Raw genomic sequence first — 25,541 nt, 5'->3', positions numbered from 1 at the left:
CGCGAGTTCGAGTCTCGTTTCCCGCTCCAAATTTTCTGGCGGGTTGGCAGAATGGCTATGCAGCGGATTGCAAATCCGTGGATCTCGGTTCGACTCCGGGACCCGCCTCCAGAAAACTCGCAAGCGTAGTTGTAGTAGTAATAGCAGTACACAGAACAATTAGACGTTCTGCAAATTGTGCCCGGGTGGTGGAATTGGTAGACACAAGGGATTTAAAATCCCTCGCTGGTAACAGCGTGCCGGTTCAAGTCCGGCCCCGGGCACCATTCCTCTTATTGAATAGTTCTTGAATTTTCCTAGTCTTTAATACCTCTAGCTTTCAGTTTAACTCCAATAGTGACTAACCGTCCCGTTATTAGTCATTGTGGGCTTCGCTAACGATGCATGGCACATTCACTTCCGCAATATTGTGCGTTTTGTTGTGTTTTTAAGTTGTTTGATGTCAATTCCATAATAGAAAATAAAGATGGATTATAATATTCTCAAATGTATTGTTGGGATGGAGTCATGCGGTCGTTCTCTCTATTAGGTGAGAGAAAAGGCAGCGAAGCTCTTAATAACTGAGCGTACGCTTGAAGCGCCTCATGGTGTTCTGCACACAGTCATGCTCGGTGCTCCGACAATGGTTAACAATAAAAATACAGCCGACGAAGTGACATGCGTGGCTGATTTAGGCGTTATATTTCCTTATGAGCATACGAATATTCCTAGCCTCATTGTTATTATTGGCATCAGGAGTATCTATGGCCGGATACAATTTGCACATAGAACGTGAGAATCAAATCTCTGTAGAAGAATGGTTAGCTGTGTGCGAGCAGGACAAATCATTGTCGGTTCAAAATACAGCGATAGCTGTAAATCCTCAGGCAGGTGCAAAAATTAAAGTTTCAACTCCTAACAGCTGTGTTTGGACCAGTCGAATTCTTAAGAAAAAGTACTCTTTTACTTATTCAAATGGCTCAATAACTTTTGGTACTGATAAAGCGCAGCTTAAAAAAGCTAAAAAGATCGCCCAAATATTAAACGCCAAGGTTGTGGGTGACGAAGGTGAAGAGTATTAAAAACATAATATAGCTGGCGTACTAGAGGACTATTCCTCTGGAATTAATAGCTACAGTAGCTCTGTAGCTAAACTAAAGTTGCCATCGCAGCTAATAGCGTTGCTAAATGCTAAAGCTTAATGCCATCGTTGATTGTTTACCCCTACTTTTTCCTTATTCAAACTTAATTTAGGTATGTTCAGCACTAACTACGTTAATCCTACGCCCGTTATGGAAAACTAACTCCACAATCACTTTATCATGATTGCTTTTCACTAAACTCTACTGCCAAGCGGCGGGGGCGTATCTGATCATGTTGAAATCTGTGGCTAGTCGATGTTTAGCTGGCTATTGGTAAGGTAGTCGCTGCTGATGAGTAAAGTTAACTGTGTTTTCATACTATGTTGGCTGGTCAGCGGCTGTGCGCAGAAGTCGATTATTGGAAGCTCGCAGGTGATTGGTTTCCATGGTAATCAGATCTCGTTAACGTCTACTTATCAGGGGGAGGACAGTTCATCACCGGCTAAGTCTATTGATGATTATGAGACGGCTAAGCTCTTTGGGATTGATGATGACACTTTCGCACTTTCGTTTTTCGCGACAAGGCCTTTACACCAATGCTTTAGTAACGAACATGCGCTGGCAAAGAAGGTTCGCTCGCTAATAGCTGACGAGTTTTCGTTGTTATTAGACGGTATCAATTTAAATATCTATCTTGTGCCCAAAACGAATTTCGCGATAACCAGTAAAAAGACGATCGGCAGCTCAAGCCCTTTGCACATGGTATTCGCCATTGATGATGCTGAGGGCTGTGATAGCGGTCAGATCGAAAGCCATTTCAAGCATGTCATTAACACCATTATTCACGAACATTTTCATCTGTTTGTGCAAACAAACGATATCGGTCTGACTGAGCTCGATGAGGAGGTTTTAGCTTACACCGTGGGCTACTGCAATGAGATTTATGCGACTCATGCCAAGAGCTTTTCCTTGAATATTAACACCAACAGTAAAGCACAAATTCGGATAGCGTCGTTTTCACGTTATGCGACTTCTTTGCGGGCCTATTATTTGTTTCAGGATAAACTGGAGGCACTTTATTATCGTCACTATCAGGGCATTGGCGACAATCAACGCTTGCGAGCAAAGCGTTTTATCAACGCGCTCTGTGCTGACGCTAAGCGCGTTGTGACTTCAGTTACTGAATCTAAGTCTACGGCAGGCTAGCGCGTACCAAAAATCTTATCTCCGACATCGCCTAAACCGGGGATTATGTAGCCGTGTTGGTTTAGCTTCTGGTCGAGTGCGGCGGTAAAAATTCTGATATCGGGGTGGGCGGCGAGTACCGCTTCGACGCCTTCTGGCGCGGCGACTAAAACTAACACGCGAATGTCTTGGCAACCCTTGTCTTTTAACATATCGAGGGTGGCGATCATGCTGCCGCCGGTGGCTAACATGGGGTCGATGACCAGTGCCGTACGTTGTTCGATGTCGTTCACGAATTTATCAAAATAGCTGACTGGTTGTAACGTCTCTTCATCACGATATAAGCCGACTACACTGACTTTAGCACTGGGTAATAAGTTGGTGACACCATCTAGCATCCCCATGCCCGCGCGCAGAATAGGAACAATGGTGACCTTTTTACCTTTCAGTTGCTGCACATGGATTTGCTGACCATCCCAGCTGTCGATAGTGTGGTCCTCTAAGACAAAGTCGCTGGTCGCTTCGTAGGTGAGTAGGGTGCTGATTTCATTTGCCAATTCACGAAAGCTCTTGGTCGATATACCGTGCTTACGCATGATGCCCAATTTATGTTGCACTAACGGATGGCGAATGATGGCTAAGCCCATAAAGTTTTCCTCTTGCTACGGTTTTAACGCACTGGCTGCTGCGACGATTAACCCGTATGCTAGCAGTTTCAAGACGCGCTGACCGCTGTATTTTTTGATCGTGAAGATCGTTAAGAGGTATACCACATGAAAAAATGGCTAGGCTTAACCACCGCCGCGCTGGCAGTGATGCTGATGAATGGTTGCGCCACTGCGGATTGGCGTAACGCTAGTCGTGAACCAGCCGGTATTGCGCCCGATCCTACGCAAACCTCAGCAGCCGTGATTGAGTTTTATGCTGCCGATGCGTTTAGTTGGCGTGGCTGGTTTGCAGTGCACACTTGGTTTGCACTAAAGCCCGCGAATGCGAGCGAATATCGCGTCTACGAAGTGGTTGGATGGCGCACCGACCGCGGTTTGCCAGCGTTGACGCAATATCAAACAGCAACTCCTGATCGTTATTGGTACGGCGCTAAACCGAGCAAAATTTTATCGCTAACCGGCGACAAGGCGGCGCGCTTAATTCCGGATATCGAAGCCGCTGTTGAGCGTTACCCGTGGGCTAACGAATATCGTGTATTCCCAGGCCCGAACAGCAATACGTTTCCCGCTTGGATCGGTCTGCAAGTACCTGAATTAGAGCTAGATATGCCATTTACCGCGATAGGCAGCGGTTATGCCGACTAGGTTCATCGGCTGACCACTTGTCAAAATGTGTTGACGAATGGTCGACGTGACCACAAAAGCCAAATAATATTGATAATGATAATAGTTATCAATTGTGATAATTTATGCTCCCGTTAATGTCCATCTACATTCAGGAGTATAATAATAATGCGTTTTCGCCCCGTTCCGCTAGCGGCAGCCATCGCCATGGTGCTACACCCCATGAGTAGTCTTGCTGCTGGGCAGCAAGACTCTAACCAAAAAAACAATACTGAAGACAACAATATTGAACGTATCGAAGTGGTCGGTAAATATACCGTCAGCCGCAGTATCGATACCGCGACGGGGCTGGGTCTAACGCTCCGCGAAACGCCACAGTCGGTCAGTTTGATCACCGATGAACGTATTAAAGACCAACATTTAAATACTGTGATGGATGCGGTAAACAACACCGTTGGCGTGTCAGCGGCAGAAACCGATAACGTCCGTAATTCCTTTTACGCCCGTGGTTTCCGTATCGATAGCTATCAGATCGATGGTGTACCGACGTCATGGAGCCTCGGTGGTGATTCCGGCGAAACGGTCGCCGATGTTTCAATTTATCAACGTATTGAATTTGTCCGTGGTGCCACCGGCTTGCTGACTGGCGTTGGTGATCCGTCAGCCTCAATTAACTTGGTTCGTAAACATGCCGATAGCACCGACTTGACCGGTTATGTCAACGTTGCTGCGGGTCGTTGGAACAAAAAGCAAGTCACCGCCGATGTCGCTAGTGGTTTAAATGCCAGCGGTAGTCTGCGCGGTCGCCTAGTTGCTAAAGTACATGACAGCGAAACACACGTTGACTACTTAGAAGAAAACAAAGAGACGTTATATGGTGTCTTTGAGGCCGACTTAACGCCAGATACGTTGTTGCGCGTGGGCGGCAGCTATCAGCATAATGACCCGCATGGTGCGACTTGGGGCGCGTTACCGACGTTTTTCTCAGACGGCACCGAAACCAACTGGGAATGGTCAAAAACTACCGGCGCCGACTGGACGCGTTGGGAAAGCACCAATACCAACTACTTCCTAAACTTCAATCACACCTTTGGTAACGGCTGGCAGTTAGTCGCTAACTACAACCGTTTGGATTACAAAAAAGACTCTAAGTTACTGTATGTCTACGGCAGCTTGGATAAAGAGACTGGCGCAGGCTTGAATGCTCAGCGTTATCGTAGCGTCGGGGAAAGTGAGCAAAACGCTTACGACATCCAGCTTAAGGGACAATATCAGGCGTTTGGTCAGCAGCACGACCTCGTCATTGGTGCCTTATATAGTGAACAAGATGCCTACGCGGTGACCTTTGATCCGATAGGCGGTGACATGAGTGGAGGTTTTGACCGGGTTGATGTTGATAACTTCTATCAGTGGACCGATTTGCAAGAGCCACAATGGTCATCAACGGAAAGTCCGGGCGAAGACCTGAGCACCGAACAGAAAGGTTTTTATGCGGCCACGCGCTTGTCATTGACCGATGCCTTTAAAGTGATTGTCGGTGGTCGTGTTTCTAGTTGGGATCGGCAAGGCGTGAGCTACGGTACAGTCACCGATTACGGCGACTCTGGCGTTTTTATTCCGTACGCCGGTGTGCTCTACGATATTAACGAGCAGCATCGTTTGTACGCCAGTTACACCGAGATCTTTAAACCACAGAACTCAAAAAATGCCGACGGTGAATTTTTAGATCCGCTAGAGGGTTCAAGCACCGAGATCGGTTTAAAGAGCACGTTCTTGAATGACCGTTTGCATACCTCATTGGCGTTGTTCCAGATTGAGCAAGATAATCTAGCGGTACGCGACCCCGACTTTATTCCTACACCAGAGCAGCAGAACGCTTATTACCCTGCGCAAGGTACTGAAAGTAAAGGCTTTGAGTTTGAAGTGGTCGGTCAGCCGGTAGACGGTTGGAACATTTCTGCAGGTTACTCGCAGTATAAAGCTGAGGACGCGGCGGGCAATGAAGTGAATACCGATAACCCGGACAAACAAATCAAACTGTTCACCACTTATCAGTTTATTGATCAACTGCCAGCTTTAACTGTTGGTGGTGGTGTTAATTGGCAAAATGAAATTTATCAGATGGGCACCAATCCGGGGACCGGTGAGGCGTATCGTTTTGAACAGGAATCTTATGCATTGGTTAATCTGATGGCGCGTTATCAGTTAGCTGAGCATATGAACCTGCAACTTAACGTGGCTAACCTTTTTGATAAAAAGTATATCAGTCAGGTCGGCTTTTTCAGCAGCTACCGTTATGGTACGCCGCGTAATGTCACATTAAGCTTTAACTACGACTTCTAAGCCGTTATCGTGACCAACAAAAACCCCGCTTATTCAGCATAAGCGGGGTTTTTTAGTCGATGAAAAACGGCTAGCGACGCAGTTGCTGAATACTCAATAACGCGATATAAAACAATGCTGCTATCGTCAACACGCCTACCCAAAAAAGGAAAGCGTCGGCGGCGGCCATCGGCAGCCAGGCTAACGGTAGCAAGGCAACGGCTAGGAGCGTGAATCCGAGCCAACGGTAACCGGTTTCGCGTCTGTCAGTTAAAACTTTCAAGGCGAGTTGCTTACGGTGTCTTGGCATGGCCAAACAAAGGGCACCAAAGCCAATAAAACATAATAACCAAACGCTAATTTCGGCGATTATTGCTAACATGGCTGCGCTCCCATTGGTTGTAATTGCACTAGTGCGACAGTTTCAGCACTAGCGTCAGCGCCTTGTAGTCCTTCAATCGCTACATAAAGTAATAGGCCGCTAACCAGCATAATAACACTGGTGCGTAACAGCCTGCGCGTGGCAATAACCCACATAAATAGGGCGCTGTAAATAGCGAAGCTTAGCAATAACATCCACATCAGCACCGTCGCTTTTGACCAATTCCATAGCCATAAGGTTAATTCGGGAATAAATACCGATAAGCAGACGGTCAAGGCAAAGCCGCCGAGCGCGGCTAATGTCCAGCGATATAAGGTCGGCAACCAAGGCAATTTGTTGTTGATACCGCGCGCAATGGTCATACCGTGGCCTCCTGTTTGCTTTGCTTGCGGCTGATGCCGCGGTGCATTAAGACAAATAGCAAGCCGCTAACCAATAACATCATATCCATACCCAACAGTGGCCAATCACGCGGATACTGATAACTGAATAGATGCCGCTCCAGGGTGAGCAAGCTGATCAAAGGCAGTGCCAAGTACAACACGGCATTGGCTAGCGCGCCGTAACGCCATGTGCGCTTAACGCCAACAAAAAGTGGCAGCAACACGCTAGCTAACCAAGCGATAAAGAAACTATGAACCTCCCAGTCGGCGCGACTGCTTAAGGTTAGCGGTAATAATCGATTAGCGGCAAAATACACCGCTACCGCTAACGGCAAGCCCATCAGAAAACCGGCGTTTAAGCCGCTAACTAAACGATGACCGAAGGGTAAGCGTTGCTTGGCGGCAAGCTTTTTCTGGCGTTTTTCGAACCATAAAACCAGTCCTGTGGCGACCATCAGCGTGCCTAATACGCCAGATATAAAATACAACCAACGCAAGGCGGTACCGGCAAAGCGGCCAGCATGTAGGCCGATCATGGTACGTCGGGTCAGTTCGGCGGTGTTATCGATGGGGGCAGCGCTTAAGCGTTCGCCACTGACCGCCGAATAGGCTAGCGTGCGGTAGGACGACATTAACGATTGCGTTGGGGCTTCGTAAACCGTTGCACTGGCGCGAGCTTGGCCTGGATTATTGACGCTAATAAATGATACTGGCGCGCCCGCCATGAATTGTTGAGCGTCGTCATAAATAGCTTGCAGGTCGGTCATCGGAGCTGGGCTGTTATCACCAGTGCTTACCGCTGTGGTGGCTTGTAAATCGTTAAAAAAGCTAGCGCGGTCGCCGTAGCTCCAAGAGATTGCTGACGATAGGTACATCAGCATCAGTGTCACCAATCCAGTGTAGGTGATCATCAAGTGAAAGGGCAGCGCTAATACTGAGGTTACGGTATGACCGTCGAGCCAACTGCGATGGCCCTTACCCCACTGTAAGGTAAAGAAATCTTTAAAAATCTTTTTGTGAATGACGATGCCGGTAATGATAGCCAACAACATTAACATCGAGCAGACGCCGACCAACCATCGTGCCCAGAATACCGGCATATAGTGTAAATCGAAGTGAAAGCGATATAAGAAATAACCGCCATTGGTGTCGCGTAGTGACACCTCATGACCTTCACCGTCAAGCACTGCTCGCTTAAAACCTCGGCCTTCGGCATTCGGATCGCGCCAAAACAAGACGGTGACTGGTAAACGCTCATCGGGCAGGGTAATCGACCAGCTTGGTGCATCGGAAGCGCGTTCCTGTAAAAATTGCTGCGCTTGCTCGACCGCATGCTCGGGCGTTGCGCGGTGCTGCAATTCAGGCTGCATCCACTGCGTGATCTCATGTTGAAAAAAGGCCAGGGTACCGGTTAAAAATACCGCAAATAAAACCCAGCCTACGACTAACCCGGCCCAAGTATGAAGCCAAGTCATGCTGTCTCTAAAACGGACTTTCATGTTTAGGGTGCTTATTATTTTGGTTTAACGCAGCCCCGTATTACACCACAACTGAATATTAATGAAAATAGTTATCATTTAGTTATCTGCGATAATGTCGACCGCATCAATGGGGCATACCGCATAGCAATTGGGTTGCGGGTAATAGCCCTCACATTCGACACAGAGGTTTTGCTCGATTTGATAGTGTTGTGGCCCCATACCAATAGCTTCGGTTGGACACTCCGGTACACACATGTCGCAGTTAATGCACACCTCGTTGATGACGATCATGGTGCCGACTCCTGTAGCAGCGGGGTATCGCTGTTAGCCGATGTTTGTTGAATAATAAAGCAGCAGCTAAGCTCGCTATCGCGCAGTGTTTGGTGAATCGCCGCAGGTAGGGTTAGCTGGACCCGATACCCTGAACCGGGTGCACGTAGCAAGCGCTCGCCGTGTTCGTTACGCATGGTCGCGGCAGTGATTGTGTGGTTACCCTGTGGCGTCATTAACAGCAGCTTATCGTCGCTATTAAAACCGTTTTTAACGTCGAGCCAATAGTCGCCACGACTATCGCTGGCGCGATCTAATTGAGCAACTAATCGCTCATTACCGACGCTGTGCGATTGCTGATAGTTTTGTAAGTCTTGGGCGCTATGCCGTTGTAAAAAACCGTGCGTAAAGCCACGGTTTGCCATGCCGGCTAGTTGCGCTAATAACGCCGGATCAAACGGTTTACCGGCCATCGCGTCGTCAATGGCCTGACGATAGACTTGGGTGGTGCGCGCCACGTAGTAGTCGGATTTAGTGCGGCCTTCGATTTTGAGTGAATGTACGCCGATGTTGACCAGTTCGGGGACTAAGTCGACGGCGCGTAGATCTTTAGAGTTCATGATATAGCTGCCATGCTCATCTTCATCTAATAACATTAACTCATCGGGGCGTTGTGCTTCGCTCAGTAGTACTGGCTCTGGCACGCTGGTGTTGGCAGCAGGCATCGGCTACCGCCGCTTGGCTTTGGTATTGCCAGCGACAGGCATTGGTGCAGGTGCCTTGGTTGGCATCGCGCTTATTAATGTAACCAGATAACAAGCAGCGACCCGAGTAGGCCATGCACAGCGCACCGTGCACAAACACCTCGATTTCCATATCAGGAACGGCTGTGCGCATCTCGCCGATTTCTTTTAATGACAGTTCGCGCGATAAGATCACGCGCTCGATGCCCTGTTGCTGCCAAAACTGTAGCGCCGCCCAGTTCACGGTGTTGGCCTGTACCGATAGGTGTAGCGGCTGCTGCGGAAAATGCTGACGGAGCAACATCACTACGCCCGGGTCCGACACGATCAAGGCGTCTGGTTGCAGTTCGACAATCTGCTGCATATGGCTAACAAAGTGCGTCAGTTTGGCGTTGTGAGGAGCGATATTAACGACCACGTAAAAGCGTTTACCCTGGGCGTGTGCATAGGCGATTGATTCAGCCAAATTTTGTAGAGTAAAGCTGTTATTTCGAACCCGTAAACTGTAACGTGGTTCACCGGCATAAACGGCGTCGGCGCCATAGGCGAAAGCCAGTTTCATGGCGTTGGGATTACCCGCAGGACACAATAATTCAGGACCGTTAAGCGGGGGATTAGCAGCACTAGGGGTAGCGCTATTAGCAGGCAATGTCATGGTCAAACTCACGCTGATTGTCGGTGTTCTACAACTAGCGCTGTAGCATAACCAAAATCAGCGTTAGTAACCTTGACCCAGCGCAGTGTTGACGACGAAAAGCTTTACCCTAACTGACCATCTGGTTGAGTGTGGTGTCAGGCAACTGGCGAAAGTAATCGATATCAGCCTTTGGCGAACGGCCAAACAAACGGCTGTACTCACGACTAAACTGTGATGGACTTTCGTAACCCACCTGGTAACAAGCACTACTGACATCCATACCTTCAAATAGCATGATCCGTCGAGCCTCGTCTAAGCGCAATTTTTTTTGAAACTGAATCGGCGACATCGCGGTTACCGATTTAAAAGCTTGATACAACGCGGATTCGCTTAAATGCACAGCGTCTGCTAAATCTCTGACCCGCAAAGGTTCATGAAAACGCTGTTTAAGCATTTCGATGACTTGTGCGATACGGCCCGCCTGACTGTCGATTAAATGAAAGTCACGTAGCTGGCCGCCTAGCTCACCTAATAATAAACGATACATCATTTCGCGTTTGATCAAAGGCAGTAACACGGCCGCATCGTCGGGTTTTTCCAGCAGCTCGACCAAACGCTCCAGTAATTGCATCATGTCCGCATCCATGGTGCCGACACTTAACCCACTATGGTTGGTTTTAGCGGCGGGAATGCGATCGCCCAGCAGTAACATGAGCTCGTGTAATTCGGCGATATCAAAATTAAAACTAAGGCCAACATAAGGCTGCGCTGGTGATGCCAGCGATACGCGACCCGATACCGGTATCATCACCGGTATCAATAAGTAATTCAGGCGCGCATAAGTAACCGATGAGCTACCCACTTGTAGCTCTTTGGCACCTTGCAACATAAAACAAACGGCGGGTCGATAAACGATAGCTTGCGGCGCTGAAGGCTGGTCTCGCCGCATCAAACTAATGTCGTCAATAGCGGTTTCTGTCATGCCATCTTCGACCAATAGCGGTAGTAAACGGTGTACCAACCGGTCCATACGGGTAGACAAGTCTGTAGGGGTTAGCGATGGCTTGGCTGAAGCACCCAGTTGAATCGTTGACATGCACACCTTCCTGAAGTTTTACAGTAGCGACCAGTATAGTGAAAGCAACGAGGTTTCGGCTAGCGCCACTGTAGGATCAGGCAAGTATCCTGTAGGATTTGACGCCACTGAGCGGTTAAGCTGGGTTTGCTTAGGTCAGCACGCCGCATCATTGACGTGGGAAGTTAGCCAATACCATCTCGGCGACCGCGCACAACTCGGCCGTGCTGGCGCCGTTATTCGCTTGTACGGACATGCCTTGCAGCACCGTACCAATGTAATGAGATAGCGTGCAAGCGTCGACTTGTTGGGGCAGATCGCCGGCTTCTTGTGCTTGCTCAAAACGTTGCTGTAATGCCTGTTGGCCTTGTTGGCGACGCTCAATCAGCGCTGCTCGTACAGCAGCCGAGGCATCGCTGCAAGAGAGCGCGCTTTGTACTACTACACAGCCTTGTGGATGCTCGGCATTGGCCATCCGATCGGCGGCTCCACGCAACATGGTTTCCACCACTTGATAGGCGGTTGGTTGCTTTAACGCTGGGTAAAAATAAGCATCCGGCAGTTTTTCGTACAAATCAATAGTTTGCAAAAAAAGCTGCTCTTTATTACCGAAAGCGGCGTACAGGCTGGGCTTATTAATCCCCATCGCTTTGGTTAAATCGGCGAGTGAGGTGCCTTCGTAACCATTCCGCCAAAATAGCTCCAAGGCTTTGCCTAACGCTTCTTCTTTACAGAATTCACGCGGCCGCCCGCTACAGGTTGCTGACGTTGTTGTGGTCATGGGTTACCTCCTTTGGCAGCCATACAAGCTGGGCTGACGGCTGCTATAGTAAGCACTGTTAGCGTGACTGTCCAGCATCACGCACTGACAGCCAGCGAGCCGCTGAGATCGCTTAGCTCAGCAGCTTTATAGAATTAGGCAAGTGCTGACCAGTTTTTGGCAGGCATTACCGCACTTGCCACGCTTATACTTCTCACTACCGTCAAGGCTGAGCATTCTGTACAGCCTGTTGTTCCTAACGTTGTATTAAACCTAACTGTCGTCCAGTCGCCGTTCTTAAATACTGTCAGTCAGCACTTTTTGCCTGTCGTTTGTAGACAGTACTTTGACGACGCGAAGATGGAAAAGTTTAATCGGATTAATCAATTTTACCGATCGGTATAAAAATAATTGACAGCATTTACTGCTGCTATATAGTAACACCAGATATTTACCAAGTGGTACAAAATTATTGTTACCAGCTTTTTGTGAATCAGCGAGGGATACCATGAACAGCTTTACTATGAATAACAAGTCGCGTCGTCACCCGTATTCGGCTGTCAAACATTGGAGTGTCGGTGTGCTCGCCGCGTTAGTCTTAAGTGCTTGCGGACAGTCGCAACAGACTGAACAGCAATCGGCTGCCAATGCGCCCACGGTGAGTGTTGCACAAGTGGTTGCTGAGCCGATTACCGAATGGGATGAGTTTACTGGAAGGCTACAAGCACCGCAGACCGTCACCGTAACCCCAAGGGTTTCCGGTTATATCGAACAGGTATTTTTTACTGAAGGCGCGATGGTGAAGGCGGGCGATCGTTTGCTGCAAATCGATGCGCGTCCATTCTTAGCCGAAGTAGCGCGCTTAAGCGCCGAGTTAGATAGCGCTAAGTACGCACTACAACTTGCTAATAATGACTTGCAACGCGCACAAAAACTCAGTGAACAACGCGCCATTTCTGCCGAGATACTCGATACCCGGGCCTCGCAGCAGCAACAGGCGTCAGCGCAGGTGGCGGCGCTCAAGGCGGCGTTAGAGCGGGCGCAATTGGATTTAGCCTTCACCGATGTGCGTGCGCCCATTAGCGGTCGCGTATCCTATGCGCAAATCACCGCAGGTAATTTTGTTAACGCCGGACAAACCGCGCTAACCAGCATCGTTTCGACCGACAAAATGTACGCTTATTTTGACGTGGACGAACAAAGTTACTTGAAGTACCTAGCACTATCGCAGCAGGGCAAGCGTCCCAGCACCCGCGATAGTCAACGTAACCCCGTGTATATGGCGCTGGCTGACGAAACTCGTTACCAACACCAAGGTTATATCGACTTTGTCGATAACCGCATCAATCAAAGCACCGGCACCATTCGCATTCGAGCCACGTTTGATAACAGTGAACAAAGCTTATTGCCCGGCCTGTTTGTGCGCGTCAGGTTGGCGGGTAGTGCCAGTTACGATGGTATTTTGATCGATGAAAAAGCCATAGCCACCGATCTCAATAATAAGTACGTGCTGGTGCTCGATAAAGACAATCACGTGCAATATCGCGCGGTGACGCTAGGCGAACGGTTACAAGGGTTACGTATTGTTAGCAGTGGTTTGAGTGCTGGCGATCGCGTGGTGTTAAACGGCCTGCAGCACGTGCAACCGAATATGCAAGTACAACCGCAGCCGGTGCAAATGGCTTCGGAGCAACAAATAAAAGCCTTACGTCAGGCTCAGCAACGCTTACAGCAGACTCATGACAAGCTGACGGCGCAATTGCTTAGTCAAGATAAACGCGGTTAAGGAGCGCTCATGTTTTCGCAGTTTTTTATTCGCCGTCCAATCTTTGCGTCGGTGATTTCATTACTGTTTTTTATCACCGGCTTGGTTGCCGTTTGGCAACTGCCGATCACCGAATATCCCGAAGTCGTACCACCGACCGTGGTGGTGACCGCCAATTACCCGGGTGCCAACCCCAAGGTGATTGGTGAAACCGTGGCGTCACCGCTGGAACAAGAAATCAACGGTGTCGAAGATATGTTGTATATGTCGTCTCAAGCGACCTCCGATGGCCGCATGACGTTAACCATTACTTTTGCCATCGGTACTGACGTTGATCGTGCTCAAACACAAGTGCAAAACCGTGTTAATCGTGCTTTGCCGCGGTTACCTGAAGAAGTGCAGCGATTAGGCGTGGTGACCGAGAAATCCTCGCCCGATCTGACCATGGTGGTGCATTTAACGTCGCCCGACGATCGTTACGATATGCTCTATTTATCTAATTATGCGGCGTTGAACATCAAGGATGAGTTAGCGCGTATCAATGGCGTTGGAGACGTGCAGTTATTTGGCGCCGGTGAATACAGCATGCGTATTTGGCTCGATCCGCAAAAAGTTGCCGCACTGGGTCTGTCTCCAGCTGATATTGTGCGAGCTATTCGCGAGCAAAATCAGCAAGCGGCGGCCGGTAGTTTGGGGGCACAGCCCACCGGCGACGCCGACTTTCAGTTGCTGATCAATGTCAAAGGGCGGTTAACCGATGTCAGTGAATTTGAAGACATCATTATTGCTGTTGGCGACGACGGTGAGATCAGTCATTTGCGCGATGTGGCGCGAGTCGAACTGGGCGCGTCAAGCTATGCGCTACGATCGCTGTTAAATAATAAAGAGGCGGTAGCGATTCCGATTTTCCAAGCGTCGGGCTCCAACGCGATTCAGATTTCTGATGACGTTCGCAGCCGTATGCAAGAGCTGTCGGCGGCGTTCCCCGAGGGATTAGCTTACGATATCGTATACGACCCTACGGTGTTCGTGCGTGGTTCGATTAAAGCGGTGGTGCAAACACTGTTAGAAGCGGTATTGCTGGTGGTGCTGGTGGTGGTGCTGTTCTTACAAACCTGGCGCGCCTCGATCATCCCGTTAGTGGCGGTGCCGGTATCTTTGGTCGGTACCTTTGCTTTCATGCATTTACTGGGTTTTTCTTTAAACGCTTTATCGCTATTTGGTTTAGTACTCGCCATCGGTATTGTGGTTGACGATGCCATCGTGGTGGTTGAGAACGTCGAGCGCAACATCGAGGAGGGGTTATCGCCACTGGCAGCGACCCAGCAGGCGATGAAAGAAGTCACCGGTCCCATCGTTGCGACCACTTTGGTATTGGCTGCGGTGTTTATTCCGACGGCGTTTATGTCAGGGTTAACTGGACAGTTTTATAAACAATTTGCGTTGACTATCACCATTTCGACCTTTATTTCGGCGATCAACTCGTTAACGCTTAGCCCGGCCTTGTCGGCGTTGTTACTCAAGCCTCGTGGCGCCAACAAAGATGGTTTAACACGATTATTAGATAAGTTGTTTGGGCGCTGGTTATTTCAGCCATTTAACCGATTTTTTGAGCGTATGTCGGTGGGCTATCGCGTCGTTGTGAAAAAGGTCATCCGTTACGGTGCCATTGTCGCCGTGCTCTATGTCGGCTTACTGACATTAACCGGGGTACAGTTCGCAACCACACCGACCGGCTATGTGCCGGGACAGGATAAACAATATCTGGTGGCGTTTGCTCAGTTACCCAATGGTGCTTCACTGACGCGTACCGATGAGGTCATTCGGCAAATGTCGAGTTTGGCGTTGGACTATCCGGGAGTCGCTAACTCGATTGCGTTTCCGGGGTTAAGTATCAATGGTTTTACCAACAGCCCCAATAGCGGCATCGTATTCGTCGGTCTAGACGACTTTGAACAACGGCAGTCCGAGGCGTTATCGGCTAACGCCATCGCAGCGGCGTTGAATCAACAGTTTGCAGGCATTAACGATGCTTATATCGCGATTTTCCCACCGCCGCCGGTGCAGGGCTTGGGGACCATTGGTGGATTCCGTTTACAAATTCAAGATCGTGCCGGATTAGGTTATGACAGTTTGTATCAAGTGACTCGCGAAGTGATACAGAAAGCCTGGGCGACACCCGAGCTCGCTGGCGTCTTTTCCAGTTACGAGGTCAATGTACCGCAGTTAGATGTGGCCATCGATCGCGCTAAAGCAAAACAGCAGGGCGTTGCTATCGATACCATTTTTCAAACCCTGCAGGCTTACTTAGGTTCGATTTATGTGAATGACTTTAATCAGTTTGGCCGCACTTATCAGGTGAACGTGCAAGCTGACGAGGCATTTCGTCAAAATGCGGCACAAATTCGTCAGTTAAAAGTGCCTAATCAGCAGGGGCAAATGGTGCCATTAGGCAGCTTCCTGAATGTGCAAGATAGCGCTGGCCCTGATCGCGTCATGCATTACAACGGCTTTATTACTGCCGAAATTAATGGTGGTGCCGCCGCAGGTTTTAGCTCAGGAGAAGCAAAAGCCGCGATTGAAGCGATTTTAGCCGACACCTTGCCAAACGGCATGAGTTACGAGTGGACCGAGTTGACTTATCAGCAGATTTTGGCGGGTAATGCTGGCCTGTATATTTATCCGCTGGTGATCTTGTTGGTGTTCATGGTGCTGGCGGCGCAATACGAGAGCTTGAGCTTACCATTAGCCATTATCTTGATCATTCCGATGACGTTGCTGTCGGCGTTAAGTGGGGTGTTGTTAGCCGGTAGTGATAACAACGTATTTACCCAAATTGGTTTGATTGTTTTAGTCGGGCTTGCCACTAAAAACGCTATCTTGATCGTTGAGTTCGCTAAAGAACTGCAGGCGCAAGGACGTGATCGCATGCAAGCCATTTTAGAAGCAGCGCGACTACGTTTACGACCCATTCTGATGACCTCAATTGCATTCATTATGGGGGTTGTTCCGATGGTGTTTTCCAGCGGCGCTGGCGCTGAAATGCGTCAAGCCATGGGCGTAGCGGTGTTTTCAGGGATGATCGGTGTGACCATTTTTGGATTGCTACTGACGCCATTATTTTATTACGCCATGGCGCGTCGCAACGACAATCAAAAGGAGCGTGATGATGCTTAATGGATGGCTCGAAAAACGTTATTTAACACCGCTTGCCGGGCTGTCTTTGGCGGCAATGCTGAGCGGATGTGTGGTAGGGCCTGATTATCAGGCACCCACTCATGTCGGCGAGGTGAGTGTGAGCGAGCATTATCAGGTGCATGCTAACTTGTTGGATTGGTGGCAGGCGTTTGACGATCCGCAGTTGCAACAATTCATTCAGCGTGCGCTTGAGCAAAATCGTCAGCTACGCAGCGCTCGTGCCAATGTCACACGAGCTTATGCGATGCTGCGTGAACAAGATGCCGAACAATTGCCCAGTGGCGCACTGCAAAGCGGTTATCAAGTCAGCCAAAATGAGAGCTTAGCGCCAGCCGACGATGAGGTCATTAGTCGCGGTTATCGTAATGGCTTGGGCTTGAGCTGGGATTTGGATTTGTTTGGTCGTTTACAGCGCGCTAGCGAAGCGGCCCAAGCCAATGCTGAACGTGCCGAGTTTCTTTGGCGCGAGGCGCAGCTATCGCTGATTGCACAGGTGGCGAGAAGTTATGGCGATTATCGCGGTGCGCAAATACGCTTACAAGTGGCGCAGCAAAATCTGGATAACTTGCAGCAAAGCGAAGACATCATTGCTGCTCGCGCCAAAGTAGGCATGGCATCCGACTTGGAGTTAGCGCAAATCGACGCTCAGCAACATCAAGTACAAGCACAGGTGCCGGTGTTTCAAGCGCAATTAGCCACCGCCAAAGCGACCTTAGCGGCGCTATTAGCATTAACACCAGCGCAGCTGGAAATTGCTGGCGAGGCGGCGTTGCCAGAATTGTCGCAACCGTTGGCGTTAACGACGGAGGTCAACTACTTGCGTTACCGACCCGATGTTGCCAGTGCCGAACGTCACTCCCGCCGATGTTGGGGTGGCTACGGCTGATTGGTATCCGCAATTGTCGTTATCGGGCTTTTTGGGCTATTTATCGGCGCCGGGATTGACCTTATCCAGCGCCACTGAAAGTTGGTCACTGGCGCCGACACTGAGTTGGCAAGTTGCTGACTATCCGTCTTTAAAAGCACGTTTACAGGCGACCGAAGCCGGCCAAGCCGGTGCGTTAGCGGATTTTGAACAGGCAGTTTTTGACGCTTTAGCAGAGATGCAATTGTCACTGCAGCGCTATCGCTTTAGTCGCGAACAGAACTTGCAAACTGAAATGCAATGGCAAGCAAATAGTAAGGCGGTTTATATCGCACAAGCGCGTTATGAGGCGGGTAGCGGCGAGTTCTTGACCTTGCTCGACAGTGAGCGTGAATTGTTGGCGACTCGCAATCAATTAGCACAATTACAGCAGCAAAGCTTCAATCGTTTGGTCGATATTTATCAAAGCTTCGCTGGTGCCATAGTCGTACGTTAATGCGCTATTACGATAAATTTATCGAGTATCCTCAAGCACGGTTGTCCAACCATGAGGTAGTGACTTGCCCCGCATTTGCGGGGCTTTTTTTGCTTATTCGACGATTTGCCGCAATTGTTGCATTAAGTCACTAAAAGCTGCCAAATCCTCATCCAATTTAGAAAAGCTATCATGTACCGCGCCAACTTCGTTTTGGCTTCGCGCGGCAGCATCAGCAACTTCAGCCATGTTGCTACTAATACTCCTAATTAACTCGGCATTGGCTCCCACCACAGTTTCAATACTACCGGTCGCTTCTGTGGTTCGTGAGGCTAATTGACGGACTTCGTCGGCGACAACTGCAAAACCGCGTCCTGACTCACCAGCTCGTGCTGCTTCTATAGCCGCGTTGAGAGCCAATAAATTGGTTTGGTTAGCGATGGCATTGATGGTTGTCACAATGTCGACAATATCGACTGACTGTTCGTTTAGTTTTTCTGAAACAGCAGTAATAGTTGTAACTTTGGTATTAAGTTCATCAGAGGCTAATACCGACTTTTCAAGCATTTCCTGCGAGTCGTGAGAGCGCGCAGAAATAACACTTAGAGTGCTGCTGGCTTCTTGCGTTACATTTTTAACAACCTGCACGCGCTGAGAGATATCGGTTGCAAATTTAATGACCCGAGTTACTTGACCATGACTATCGGTGATGGGGTTATAAGTTGCTTCTAACCAAATATGGTGGCCGTCGCGATGTTTCCGTTCAAAGCGACCCGTATAAAATTGCCCGTTGGCCAGTTTTTGCCAAAAATTAGGGTTCTTTTTATAAAAGTCATCGAAGCAAAATATTCGATGATGCTCACCGATAATATCGCTCTCTTGGTAGCCAGTAACATCTAGAAAATTTTGGTTAGCAGAAAGTATTGTACCGTTAGGGGCAAATTCAATGACAGCCATAGAGCGGTTAAGCGCGCTGATGAGCGCTGTTTTTTGTGTTAAATCGTTGTGATGTTTACTGGTGTCGGAAGCCAGCTTCACAACTTTAACGATTTGCCCTGATTGATCTGAAACCGGAAAGTACGATGCTTCTAGCCAACATCTCTGTCCTGCTTTTGTGATTCGCTCTACTTCTCCTGAATAAGCATGTCCGGCTTTTAGCTGATGCCAAAAATCTGTGTAGTGCGGTGATTCGACAATCGCTTTAGGACAAAACATACGATGGTGTTTATGTTGAACTTCCTTAATTGTATAACCAAAGACGTCAAGAAATTTTTGATTTGCACTAAGGATCAAGCCGTCAGGTGAAAACTCAATATACGCGACATGTTTTTTGATAGCTTTAATTACATCGCAATTCCCGTCAGTTGTAATTGTTGCAATATTATTTTCTTCTTGTTGGTCTTTTTTCTTATGAAAAAACATATGTTTTGTTTTTTTAATCAGCATTCAATTAAAAGTAGATTCAGTTATTTACGATTGCAACATTCAGTAATAAAAATATATCTTGTTGTAGCCTCTCATAATCCCGTATGACCTTAACAACGTATTGTTTCTTGATAACGTAAACTTGAGTAAACCGTATAGCGTAATACACTGTTTTACCGCAGACTATTAAACACATGATCGATGGAGGTACTTGTGATGTTCATTAATCGTAAAGGGCTGGTGGTTGCGATGTTGTTGGGTGTGGTCACAGCTTGTTCGTCGCCAACGTCGACGGTCATGGTGGGTGATAAACGGCCACCAACCACTGCTGAACAAGTTAAAATTTACGTCGACAAACCGGCTAACTATGAAGCCATAGCGATGATAGAAGCCAGCAGCGATTCGTCTTTTAGCTTCAGTGATCAAAGTAAGCTGGAAGCGGCTGTTAAGCGTCTCAAAGAAGAAGCCGCGAAGGTGGGTGCCAACGGTATTTTATTACAAGGCACCGACGAAAAGCGTGGTGATTCGGTTTATGTCGGCGCAGGTACGGGCGGCTTTAGCGGTAACTTAGGCTTGGGCGTAAACATCGGCAAGGCATTTGCTGGCAGCGACAAAGTTGCGCGCGGATTGGCCATTTACGTGATTGCTGAGGACGACGCGAGCGCATCATCGAATAACAATGATAAACAATGATGAATAACTCAGAGATCGCTAATGGAAAGCCAGACTGACAGAATTTCACGCCAGATTGTCGACAATTCTGGCGGATACGATTGAAAAAAGTCGATTTACCCCCTAATATGTCGACACAATCAACGGCCTGTCGACAGACTTTTGACAATACTCACCACTCAACACAGCCCTAACTGGCGTTCGCCGATCACTGCTTCGGACAGAGTACTGTTTGAAATTCAACAAGCGATTGTCGAGGGTCGCATCGTCGCCGGTAGTAAAATCAGTGAACCAGAATTGGCACGCCGCTTCGATGTCAGCCGAGCGCCACTACGCGAAGCGTTGGCAAGATTAGAACGCTGCCATTTAATCGAACGCACACCCAACGCCGGGGCTCGAGTCGTCACATTATCCGCTGCTGGGTTATTGTCTTTGTATCAACTACGAGAAGAGTTAGAGGGTTTGGCATGCCGACTCGCGGCAGAGCAAATGGCCGACGCTGAAATCGTTGAGTTGAGTCAGTTACTGGAGCAGCACCTTTCGACGCAACGCGTACGCGAGGGCGAGAGTTATTACCAAGAGGCCGGCGATCTGGACTTTCATTATCGTGTCATTTTAGGCAGTAAGAATCCCTATTTGATTAATATTCTGTGCGACGAGCTGTATTTTTTAGTACGCATGTATCGCGTGCAATTAGGTATGAATGGCCCACGCGTGTCGCGCGCTTTTGACGAACACAAAGTGATTTTGCAGGCTATCGCCAATCGTGATGGCGAATTGGCGGACTTATTAATGCGCCGTCATATTGCCGCATCACGTCGTAATATCGAAAAACAACTTAACCAGAAGGATTTTCAGCATGACTATTCGTAGCGCAGGCGCTCAGTTTCGCCAAGCAATAAAAGCCAATCAACCGTTACAAGTCGTGGGTACCATTAATGCTTACACCGCGATGATGGCAGAACGAGTTGGTCATCAGGCGTTATATTTGTCGGGTGCTGGAGTCGCTAACGCGTCTTTTGGTTTACCCGATTTGGGTATGACTTCGTTGAACGATGTTTGCGAAGATATCCGTCGTATTACTGGTGCCACCGATTTACCGTTGTTAGTCGATGCCGATACCGGTTGGGGCGGTGCTTTTAATATTGCTCGCACCGTGACCGAAATGACCCGCGCCGGTGCGGCTGGTTTTCATATTGAAGACCAGGTCGCGCAAAAGCGCTGTGGTCACCGTCCTAACAAGGAAATTGTGTCACAGGGCGAAATGGTCGACCGTGTTAAAGCGGCAGTCGATGCCCGTATTGACCCGGAATTTTTTATCATGGCGCGTACCGACGCTTTGCAGCAAGAAGGTCTTGAAGCGGCGATTGAACGCGCTCAAGCGTGCGTTGATGCAGGTGCTGACGGTATTTTTGCCGAAGCGGTACACACTTTAGAACAATACCAAGCTTTCAGCGATGCGCTAGAGGTGCCGGTGTTGGCTAATATTACCGAGTTTGGTGCCACGCCGTTGTTTAATAAAGATGAATTAGCTCAAGTTGGGGTGGAGTTAGTGCTGTATCCCTTGAGCGCGTTCCGTGCCATGAATAAAGCGGCGTTAAATGTCTACCAAAATATTTTAGCGCAGGGCGATCAAAAAGCCGTGGTTGAGCAAATGCAAACCCGGGCGGAACTTTACGATTTTCTGAACTACCATGCTTTCGAGGATAAACTTGATCAGCTGTTCACCAAGAAATAACGTGGTTAGCTATCATCGTTCGATAGCGAACGACTTAAGCACAGAACACAAGATTCGCAACAACAAGGATATTAATGATGGTTGATAAAGCATTAGGTGGCGCAGGTTTGCGCGGACAAGTCGCCGGTGAAACGGCGTTATGTACAGTGGGCAAAAGTGGCTCAGGGTTAACTTACTGTGGTTACGATATTGCCGAATTGGCAGAAAAAGTCAGCTTTGAAGAGGTGGCTTATCTGTTGGCGCATGGTGAATTGCCGAACCAACAACAATTAAACGATTACCGTGGACGTTTACAGGCTAAACGCGGTTTACCGCAAGCACTGAAAGATGTTTTAGAACGTATTCCAGCCGACGCCCATCCAATGGACGTCATGCGCACCGGTTGTTCGATGCTGGGTAATTTAGAAACCGAAGAAAGTTTTGCTCAAGCCGATGATTCGATCGAGCGTTTATTGGCGGCTTTCCCGAGCATGCTGCTGTATTGGTATCACTTTAGCCATAATGGCAAGCGTATCGACACCGAGACTGACGATGAGTCAATTGGCTCGCACTTCTTGCACCTGTTACACGGTGAGAAACCGTCGCAGTTGCACGCCGATGTCATGAATACCTCATTGATCTTGTACGCTGAGCACGAGTTTAACGCCTCAACATTTACCGCTCGGGTGTGTGCATCGACGCTATCTGATATTCATTCCTGTGTTACCGGTGCTATCGGTTCATTACGCGGACCACTGCATGGTGGCGCCAACGAAGCGGCGATGGAATTAATTGAAGACATGCAGTCGCCGGCGGATGCAGAGAAAAAGCTGATGGATATGTTGGCCAATAAAGCCAAAATCATGGGCTTTGGACACGCGATTTACCGTGAGTTCGATCCGCGTAACGCGATCATCAAAAGATGGTCAGAAAAACTTGCGCAAGAATACGGTGATAGCCGCTTATACGACGTTTCTGTGCGGTGTGAAGAAGTCATGTGGCGGGAAAAGAAACTGTTCCCTAACGCCGACTTTTTCCATGCCTCGGCTTATCACTATATGGGCATCCCAACCAAATTGTTTACGCCTATTTTCGTGATGTCACGCGTCAGTGGTTGGACCGCTCACGTGAAAGAACAGCGTGCGAACAACCGTATTATTCGTCCGAGCGCCGATTACACCGGCCCGGGCCCACGTAAAGTACCCGCATTAAGTGAGCGTAAGTAAGGCTATGAGTAATAACCAAGCTTATCGCAAACCGTTACCTGGCACCACGCTGTCGTATTACGACACGCGGGCCGCGGTAGAAGCGATTAAACCGGGCAGCTACGATGGGCTGCCCTATACCTCGCGTATCTTGGCAGAAAACTTGGTGCGCCGTTGCGATCCGGCAACGCTGGATGCTTGCCTCAGTCAAATTATCGAACGTAAACGCGATTTAGATTTTCCATGGTTCCCGGCGCGAGTGGTGTGTCACGACATTCTTGGGCAAACGGCGCTGGTCGATTTAGCCGGTTTGCGTGATGCCATTGCTGAGAAGGGCGGAGATCCGGCTAAAGTCAATCCGGTGGTGCCAACACAATTGATCGTTGACCATTCTTTAGCGGTCGAGCATGCCGGTTTTGAAAAAGACGCGTTCGAGAAAAACCGTGCTATCGAAGACCGTCGCAACGACGACCGTTTTCACTTTATCAATTGGACCAAAACGGCCTTTAAAAACGTCGACGTGATCCCACCCGGCAACGGCATTATGCACCAGATCAATCTGGAAAAAATGTCGCCTGTGGTGCAAGTTCGCGATGGCGTAGCCTTCCCAGACACTTGTGTCGGTACCGACAGTCACACGCCGATGGTCGATGCCTTGGGTGTCATTTCGGTTGGTGTGGGTGGTTTAGAAGCCGAAACGGTGATGCTGGGTCGCGCTTCCTATATGCGTCTGCCGGATATTGTTGGGGTCGAATTAAGTGGTCAGTTACAGCCCGGCATTACCGGTACCGATATGGTCTTGGCATTGACCGAGTTTTTACGTCGCGAAAAGGTTGTCGGCGCCTATCTGGAGTTTTTTGGCGAGGGTGCGCGTAAATTGACGGTCGGCGACCGTGCGACCATCTCAAACATGACACCGGAATACGGCGCAACCGCGGCGATGTTCTCGATTGATGAGCAAACTATTGATTATCTGAAGCTGACCGGTCGCGACGACGAGCAAGTACAGTTAGTGGAGAAGTTTGCTAAACATACCGGGTTATGGGCGGATAGCCTAGCGCAGGTGCAATATGAGCGCGTATTGCGCTTTGATTTGTCCACGGTTCGCCGAAACTTAGCTGGACCGTCTAACCCGCATGCCTTGCTTCCGGCGGAACAACTGGCTGAACGCGGTATTGCGGCGCCTTATCAGCAAAGCGAGGGCGAAATGCCGGATGGCGCCGTCATCATCGCTGCTATTACTAGCTGCACCAACACCAGTAATCCGCGCAATATGGTGGCTGCTGGTCTGATCGCGCGTAACGCCAATCGCTTAGGTTTAACCCGCAAGCCGTGGGTGAAAAGCTCGTTAGCGCCGGGTTCTAAAACGGTTAAGATGTATTTAGAAGAAGCCGAGTTATTGCCCGAACTAGAGCAGCTTGGCTTTGGTGTGGTGGCTTTTGCCTGTACCACGTGTAATGGTATGAGTGGTGCCTTGGATGCTGACATTCAACAGGAAATTATCGACCGTGACTTGTATGCCACGGCGGTATTATCGGGTAACCGTAACTTTGATGGCCGCATTCATCCGTACGCGAAACAAGCGTTCTTAGCCTCACCGCCATTGGTGGTGGCTTATGCCATTGCGGGTAGCATTCGTTTTGATATCGAAAAAGACGTATTGGGTTACGATAAAGACGGCAACGCGGTCACGCTGAAAGACATTTGGCCTAGCGATGAAGAAATCGACGCCATCGTTAAAAAAGCGGTTAAACCTGAACAGTTCCGCACCGTTTACGATCCGATGTTTTCGTTGTCGGTTGATTATGGCGACGATAACGACCCCTTGTATCAGTGGCGTCCGCAAAGTACCTATATTCGTCGGCCACCGTATTGGGAAGGGGCTTTGGCCGGAGAGCGTTCATTACGCGGTATGCGTCCGTTAGCGGTATTGGGAGACAACATCACCACCGATCACTTGTCACCCTCTAACGCCATTATGGCGGACAGTGCGGCGGGTGAATACTTAGCTAAAATGGGCGTACCCGAACAAGACTTTAACTCCTATGCCACTCACCGCGGCGATCACTTAACGGCGCAGCGCGCCACCTTTGCCAATCCTAAACTATTGAACGAGATGGTGCAGGAAAACGGCAAGGTGAAGCAGGGGTCTTTGGCGCGTATTGAGCCTGAAGGTCAAGTGGTACGCATGTGGGAAGCTATCGAGACTTATATGCAGCGGCAGCAACCCCTGATCATTGTCGCTGGTGCTGACTATGGGCAAGGTTCATCGCGTGACTGGGCGGCGAAGGGCGTGCGGTTAGCGGGTGTACAAGTGATAGCGGCTGAAGGCTTTGAACGTATTCACCGTACTAACCTGATTGGTATGGGGGTATTGCCGTTACAGTTCGAAGCTGGCACCACACGTCATACGTTAGCGATTGATGGAACCGAGAGCTACGACGTCGAAGGCGAGTTAGCCCCCGGTGAACAGATGACGCTGCTGATCAATCGTCGCGACGGAAGTAGCCAGCGGGTGCCGATGATCTGTCGTTTAGATACCGCCGAAGAGCTATCGATTTATTTAGCGGGTGGTGTGTTACAACGCTTTGCCAAAGATTTTCTTGAGGCAGAGGCCAGCTAGGAGGG

Annotated in this window: 20 protein-coding genes, 2 tRNA genes and 3 pseudogenes; 15 read left to right on the top strand and 10 right to left on the bottom strand. The window is 49.2% G+C overall.

The window, feature by feature from the left end; translation table 11 throughout:
- Positions 1–37: 37 nt before the first annotated feature.
- The 4 genes from A10D4_RS02530 (at position 38) to A10D4_RS02515 (ending at position 2,267) form a co-directional block, all read left to right on the top strand.
- A tRNA-Cys gene (locus tag A10D4_RS02530) sits at positions 38–111 on the top strand.
- 68 nt (positions 112–179) lie between these two features.
- Positions 180–266, top strand: a tRNA-Leu gene (locus tag A10D4_RS02525).
- A 477-nt stretch (positions 267–743) separates the two neighbouring features.
- Positions 744–1,061, top strand: coding sequence for a hypothetical protein (locus A10D4_RS02520; RefSeq protein WP_008487532.1), 318 nt, complete (start codon positions 744–746; stop codon positions 1,059–1,061).
- A 351-nt stretch (positions 1,062–1,412) separates the two neighbouring features.
- On the top strand, positions 1,413–2,267 hold the full coding sequence (locus A10D4_RS02515; RefSeq protein ID WP_008487531.1) for a hypothetical protein: 855 nt from the start codon (positions 1,413–1,415) through the stop codon (positions 2,265–2,267).
- On the opposite strand, the gene upp is transcribed toward A10D4_RS02515, so the two are convergent.
- On the bottom strand, positions 2,264–2,893 hold the full coding sequence (gene upp / locus A10D4_RS02510) for a uracil phosphoribosyltransferase (RefSeq protein ID WP_008487530.1): 630 nt from the start codon (positions 2,891–2,893) through the stop codon (positions 2,264–2,266). The two genes, A10D4_RS02515 and upp, sit on opposite strands and share 4 nt — an antisense overlap.
- 168 nt (positions 2,894–3,061) lie before the next feature.
- On the opposite strand from upp, the gene A10D4_RS02505 reads away from it, so the two are divergent.
- Entirely contained in the window at positions 3,062–3,559 is a 498-nt protein-coding gene (locus tag A10D4_RS02505; protein WP_420196175.1) for a DUF3750 domain-containing protein, read from the top strand.
- A gap of 147 nt (positions 3,560–3,706) precedes the next feature.
- On the top strand, positions 3,707–5,881 hold the full coding sequence (locus A10D4_RS02500) for a TonB-dependent siderophore receptor (protein ID WP_008487528.1): 2,175 nt from the start codon (positions 3,707–3,709) through the stop codon (positions 5,879–5,881).
- Between the two features lie 70 nt (positions 5,882–5,951).
- Here the strand turns inward: A10D4_RS02500 and A10D4_RS02495 are convergent, their stop codons facing one another.
- The 7 genes and pseudogenes from A10D4_RS02495 to A10D4_RS02465 form a co-directional block, all read right to left on the bottom strand.
- Positions 5,952–6,242 carry a DUF3325 domain-containing protein gene (locus tag A10D4_RS02495; RefSeq protein ID WP_008487527.1) on the bottom strand — a complete coding sequence of 97 codons (291 nt, stop codon included), beginning with the start codon at positions 6,240–6,242 and terminating at the stop codon, positions 5,952–5,954.
- Positions 6,236–6,604 (bottom strand): hypothetical protein, encoded by a 369-nt coding sequence (locus tag A10D4_RS02490; protein ID WP_008487526.1) that lies wholly within the window; start codon positions 6,602–6,604, stop codon positions 6,236–6,238. The genes A10D4_RS02495 and A10D4_RS02490 overlap by 7 nt, the downstream gene beginning before the upstream one ends.
- On the bottom strand, positions 6,601–8,100 hold the full coding sequence (locus A10D4_RS02485; RefSeq protein ID WP_040502267.1) for a PepSY-associated TM helix domain-containing protein: 1,500 nt from the start codon (positions 8,098–8,100) through the stop codon (positions 6,601–6,603). Before A10D4_RS02485 ends, A10D4_RS02490 begins: the two co-directional genes overlap by 4 nt.
- 102 nt (positions 8,101–8,202) lie before the next feature.
- A complete protein-coding gene (locus A10D4_RS02480; protein WP_008487524.1) occupies positions 8,203–8,397 on the bottom strand; it encodes a 4Fe-4S binding protein in 195 nt (64 codons plus the stop codon).
- Positions 8,394–9,774: pseudogene (gene trhP / locus A10D4_RS14540) on the bottom strand (prephenate-dependent tRNA uridine(34) hydroxylase TrhP). Before trhP ends, A10D4_RS02480 begins: the two are co-directional and overlap by 4 nt.
- A 109-nt stretch (positions 9,775–9,883) precedes the next feature.
- Positions 9,884–10,852, bottom strand: coding sequence for an AraC family transcriptional regulator (locus A10D4_RS02470; RefSeq protein WP_008487520.1), 969 nt, complete (start codon positions 10,850–10,852; stop codon positions 9,884–9,886).
- Between the two features lie 148 nt (positions 10,853–11,000).
- The gene (locus tag A10D4_RS02465) at positions 11,001–11,612 is read right to left on the bottom strand and encodes a TetR/AcrR family transcriptional regulator (RefSeq protein WP_008487519.1); all 612 of its coding nucleotides are present in this window, start codon (positions 11,610–11,612) and stop codon (positions 11,001–11,003) included.
- Positions 11,613–12,114: 502 nt separating this feature from the next.
- Between A10D4_RS02465 and A10D4_RS02460 the strand changes: the two genes are divergently transcribed.
- The 4 genes from A10D4_RS02460 to A10D4_RS14330 are packed head-to-tail and all read left to right on the top strand — an operon-like array spanning position 12,115 to position 17,915.
- On the top strand, positions 12,115–13,377 hold the full coding sequence (locus A10D4_RS02460) for an efflux RND transporter periplasmic adaptor subunit (RefSeq protein ID WP_040502328.1): 1,263 nt from the start codon (positions 12,115–12,117) through the stop codon (positions 13,375–13,377).
- Between the two features lie 9 nt (positions 13,378–13,386).
- The gene (locus tag A10D4_RS02455; protein ID WP_008487517.1) at positions 13,387–16,533 is read left to right on the top strand and encodes an efflux RND transporter permease subunit; all 3,147 of its coding nucleotides are present in this window, start codon (positions 13,387–13,389) and stop codon (positions 16,531–16,533) included.
- Positions 16,523–17,440 carry a TolC family protein gene (locus tag A10D4_RS02450; RefSeq protein ID WP_237738515.1) on the top strand — a complete coding sequence of 306 codons (918 nt, stop codon included), beginning with the start codon at positions 16,523–16,525 and terminating at the stop codon, positions 17,438–17,440. Before A10D4_RS02455 ends, A10D4_RS02450 begins: the two co-directional genes overlap by 11 nt.
- The gene (locus tag A10D4_RS14330; RefSeq protein WP_237738514.1) at positions 17,397–17,915 is read left to right on the top strand and encodes a TolC family protein; all 519 of its coding nucleotides are present in this window, start codon (positions 17,397–17,399) and stop codon (positions 17,913–17,915) included. The genes A10D4_RS02450 and A10D4_RS14330 overlap by 44 nt, the downstream gene beginning before the upstream one ends.
- Positions 17,916–18,008: 93 nt before the next feature.
- On the opposite strand, the pseudogene A10D4_RS14535 reads toward A10D4_RS14330, so the two are convergent.
- Together A10D4_RS14535 and A10D4_RS14530 are read right to left on the bottom strand one after the other, a co-directional pair.
- Positions 18,009–18,377 (bottom strand): annotated as a pseudogene (locus A10D4_RS14535) (methyl-accepting chemotaxis protein); the annotation flags it as partial.
- 165 nt (positions 18,378–18,542) lie between these two features.
- Positions 18,543–19,316, bottom strand: a pseudogene (locus A10D4_RS14530) (PAS domain-containing protein); the annotation flags it as partial.
- Positions 19,317–19,535: 219 nt separating this feature from the next.
- Between A10D4_RS14530 and A10D4_RS02440 the strand changes: the two are divergent.
- The 5 genes from A10D4_RS02440 to acnD all read left to right on the top strand — a co-directional run bounded on the left by A10D4_RS02440 (position 19,536) and on the right by acnD (position 25,536).
- Complete coding sequence (locus A10D4_RS02440) at positions 19,536–20,012, top strand: hypothetical protein (RefSeq protein ID WP_008487515.1); 477 nt, start codon at positions 19,536–19,538, stop codon at positions 20,010–20,012.
- Positions 20,013–20,153: 141 nt separating this feature from the next.
- Positions 20,154–20,864, top strand: a complete 711-nt coding sequence (locus A10D4_RS02435) for a GntR family transcriptional regulator (RefSeq protein ID WP_008487514.1) — start codon at positions 20,154–20,156, stop codon at positions 20,862–20,864.
- Positions 20,851–21,729 (top strand): methylisocitrate lyase, encoded by an 879-nt coding sequence (gene prpB, locus A10D4_RS02430; RefSeq protein WP_008487512.1) that lies wholly within the window; start codon positions 20,851–20,853, stop codon positions 21,727–21,729. Before A10D4_RS02435 ends, prpB begins: the two co-directional genes overlap by 14 nt.
- Before the next feature lie 77 nt (positions 21,730–21,806).
- Positions 21,807–22,934 carry a bifunctional 2-methylcitrate synthase/citrate synthase gene (gene prpC, locus A10D4_RS02425; RefSeq protein ID WP_008487511.1) on the top strand — a complete coding sequence of 376 codons (1,128 nt, stop codon included), beginning with the start codon at positions 21,807–21,809 and terminating at the stop codon, positions 22,932–22,934.
- 4 nt (positions 22,935–22,938) lie between these two features.
- A complete protein-coding gene (acnD, locus tag A10D4_RS02420) occupies positions 22,939–25,536 on the top strand; it encodes a Fe/S-dependent 2-methylisocitrate dehydratase AcnD (RefSeq protein WP_008487510.1) in 2,598 nt (865 codons plus the stop codon).
- Positions 25,537–25,541 lie beyond the last annotated feature (5 nt).

The organism is Idiomarina xiamenensis 10-D-4, assembly GCF_000299895.1.
Lineage (GTDB): Bacteria > Pseudomonadota > Gammaproteobacteria > Enterobacterales > Alteromonadaceae > Idiomarina > Idiomarina xiamenensis.
The sequence above is the reverse complement of the archived record's forward strand: the minus strand, read 5'-3'. Positions and strand labels throughout refer to the sequence as shown.

Coding starts and splice junctions, on each gene's coding strand:
- upp (WP_008487530.1), bottom strand. CDS start 2,893: ATGGGCTTAGCCATCATTCGCCATCCGTTAGTGCAACATAAATTGGGC.
- A10D4_RS02470 (WP_008487520.1), bottom strand. CDS start 10,852: ATGTCAACGATTCAACTGGGTGCTTCAGCCAAGCCATCGCTAACCCCT.
- prpC (WP_008487511.1), top strand. CDS start 21,807: ATGGTTGATAAAGCATTAGGTGGCGCAGGTTTGCGCGGACAAGTCGCC.
- A10D4_RS02450 (WP_237738515.1), top strand. CDS start 16,523: ATGATGCTTAATGGATGGCTCGAAAAACGTTATTTAACACCGCTTGCC.
- A10D4_RS02500 (WP_008487528.1), top strand. CDS start 3,707: ATGCGTTTTCGCCCCGTTCCGCTAGCGGCAGCCATCGCCATGGTGCTA.
- A10D4_RS02515 (WP_008487531.1), top strand. CDS start 1,413: ATGAGTAAAGTTAACTGTGTTTTCATACTATGTTGGCTGGTCAGCGGC.
- A10D4_RS02440 (WP_008487515.1), top strand. CDS start 19,536: ATGTTCATTAATCGTAAAGGGCTGGTGGTTGCGATGTTGTTGGGTGTG.
- A10D4_RS02465 (WP_008487519.1), bottom strand. CDS start 11,612: ATGACCACAACAACGTCAGCAACCTGTAGCGGGCGGCCGCGTGAATTC.
- A10D4_RS02520 (WP_008487532.1), top strand. CDS start 744: ATGGCCGGATACAATTTGCACATAGAACGTGAGAATCAAATCTCTGTA.
- A10D4_RS02460 (WP_040502328.1), top strand. CDS start 12,115: ATGAATAACAAGTCGCGTCGTCACCCGTATTCGGCTGTCAAACATTGG.
- A10D4_RS02505 (WP_420196175.1), top strand. CDS start 3,062: ATGCTGATGAATGGTTGCGCCACTGCGGATTGGCGTAACGCTAGTCGT.
- acnD (WP_008487510.1), top strand. CDS start 22,939: ATGAGTAATAACCAAGCTTATCGCAAACCGTTACCTGGCACCACGCTG.
- prpB (WP_008487512.1), top strand. CDS start 20,851: ATGACTATTCGTAGCGCAGGCGCTCAGTTTCGCCAAGCAATAAAAGCC.
- A10D4_RS02455 (WP_008487517.1), top strand. CDS start 13,387: ATGTTTTCGCAGTTTTTTATTCGCCGTCCAATCTTTGCGTCGGTGATT.
- A10D4_RS02480 (WP_008487524.1), bottom strand. CDS start 8,397: ATGATCGTCATCAACGAGGTGTGCATTAACTGCGACATGTGTGTACCG.
- A10D4_RS02485 (WP_040502267.1), bottom strand. CDS start 8,100: ATGACTTGGCTTCATACTTGGGCCGGGTTAGTCGTAGGCTGGGTTTTA.
- A10D4_RS02495 (WP_008487527.1), bottom strand. CDS start 6,242: ATGTTAGCAATAATCGCCGAAATTAGCGTTTGGTTATTATGTTTTATT.
- A10D4_RS02490 (WP_008487526.1), bottom strand. CDS start 6,604: ATGACCATTGCGCGCGGTATCAACAACAAATTGCCTTGGTTGCCGACC.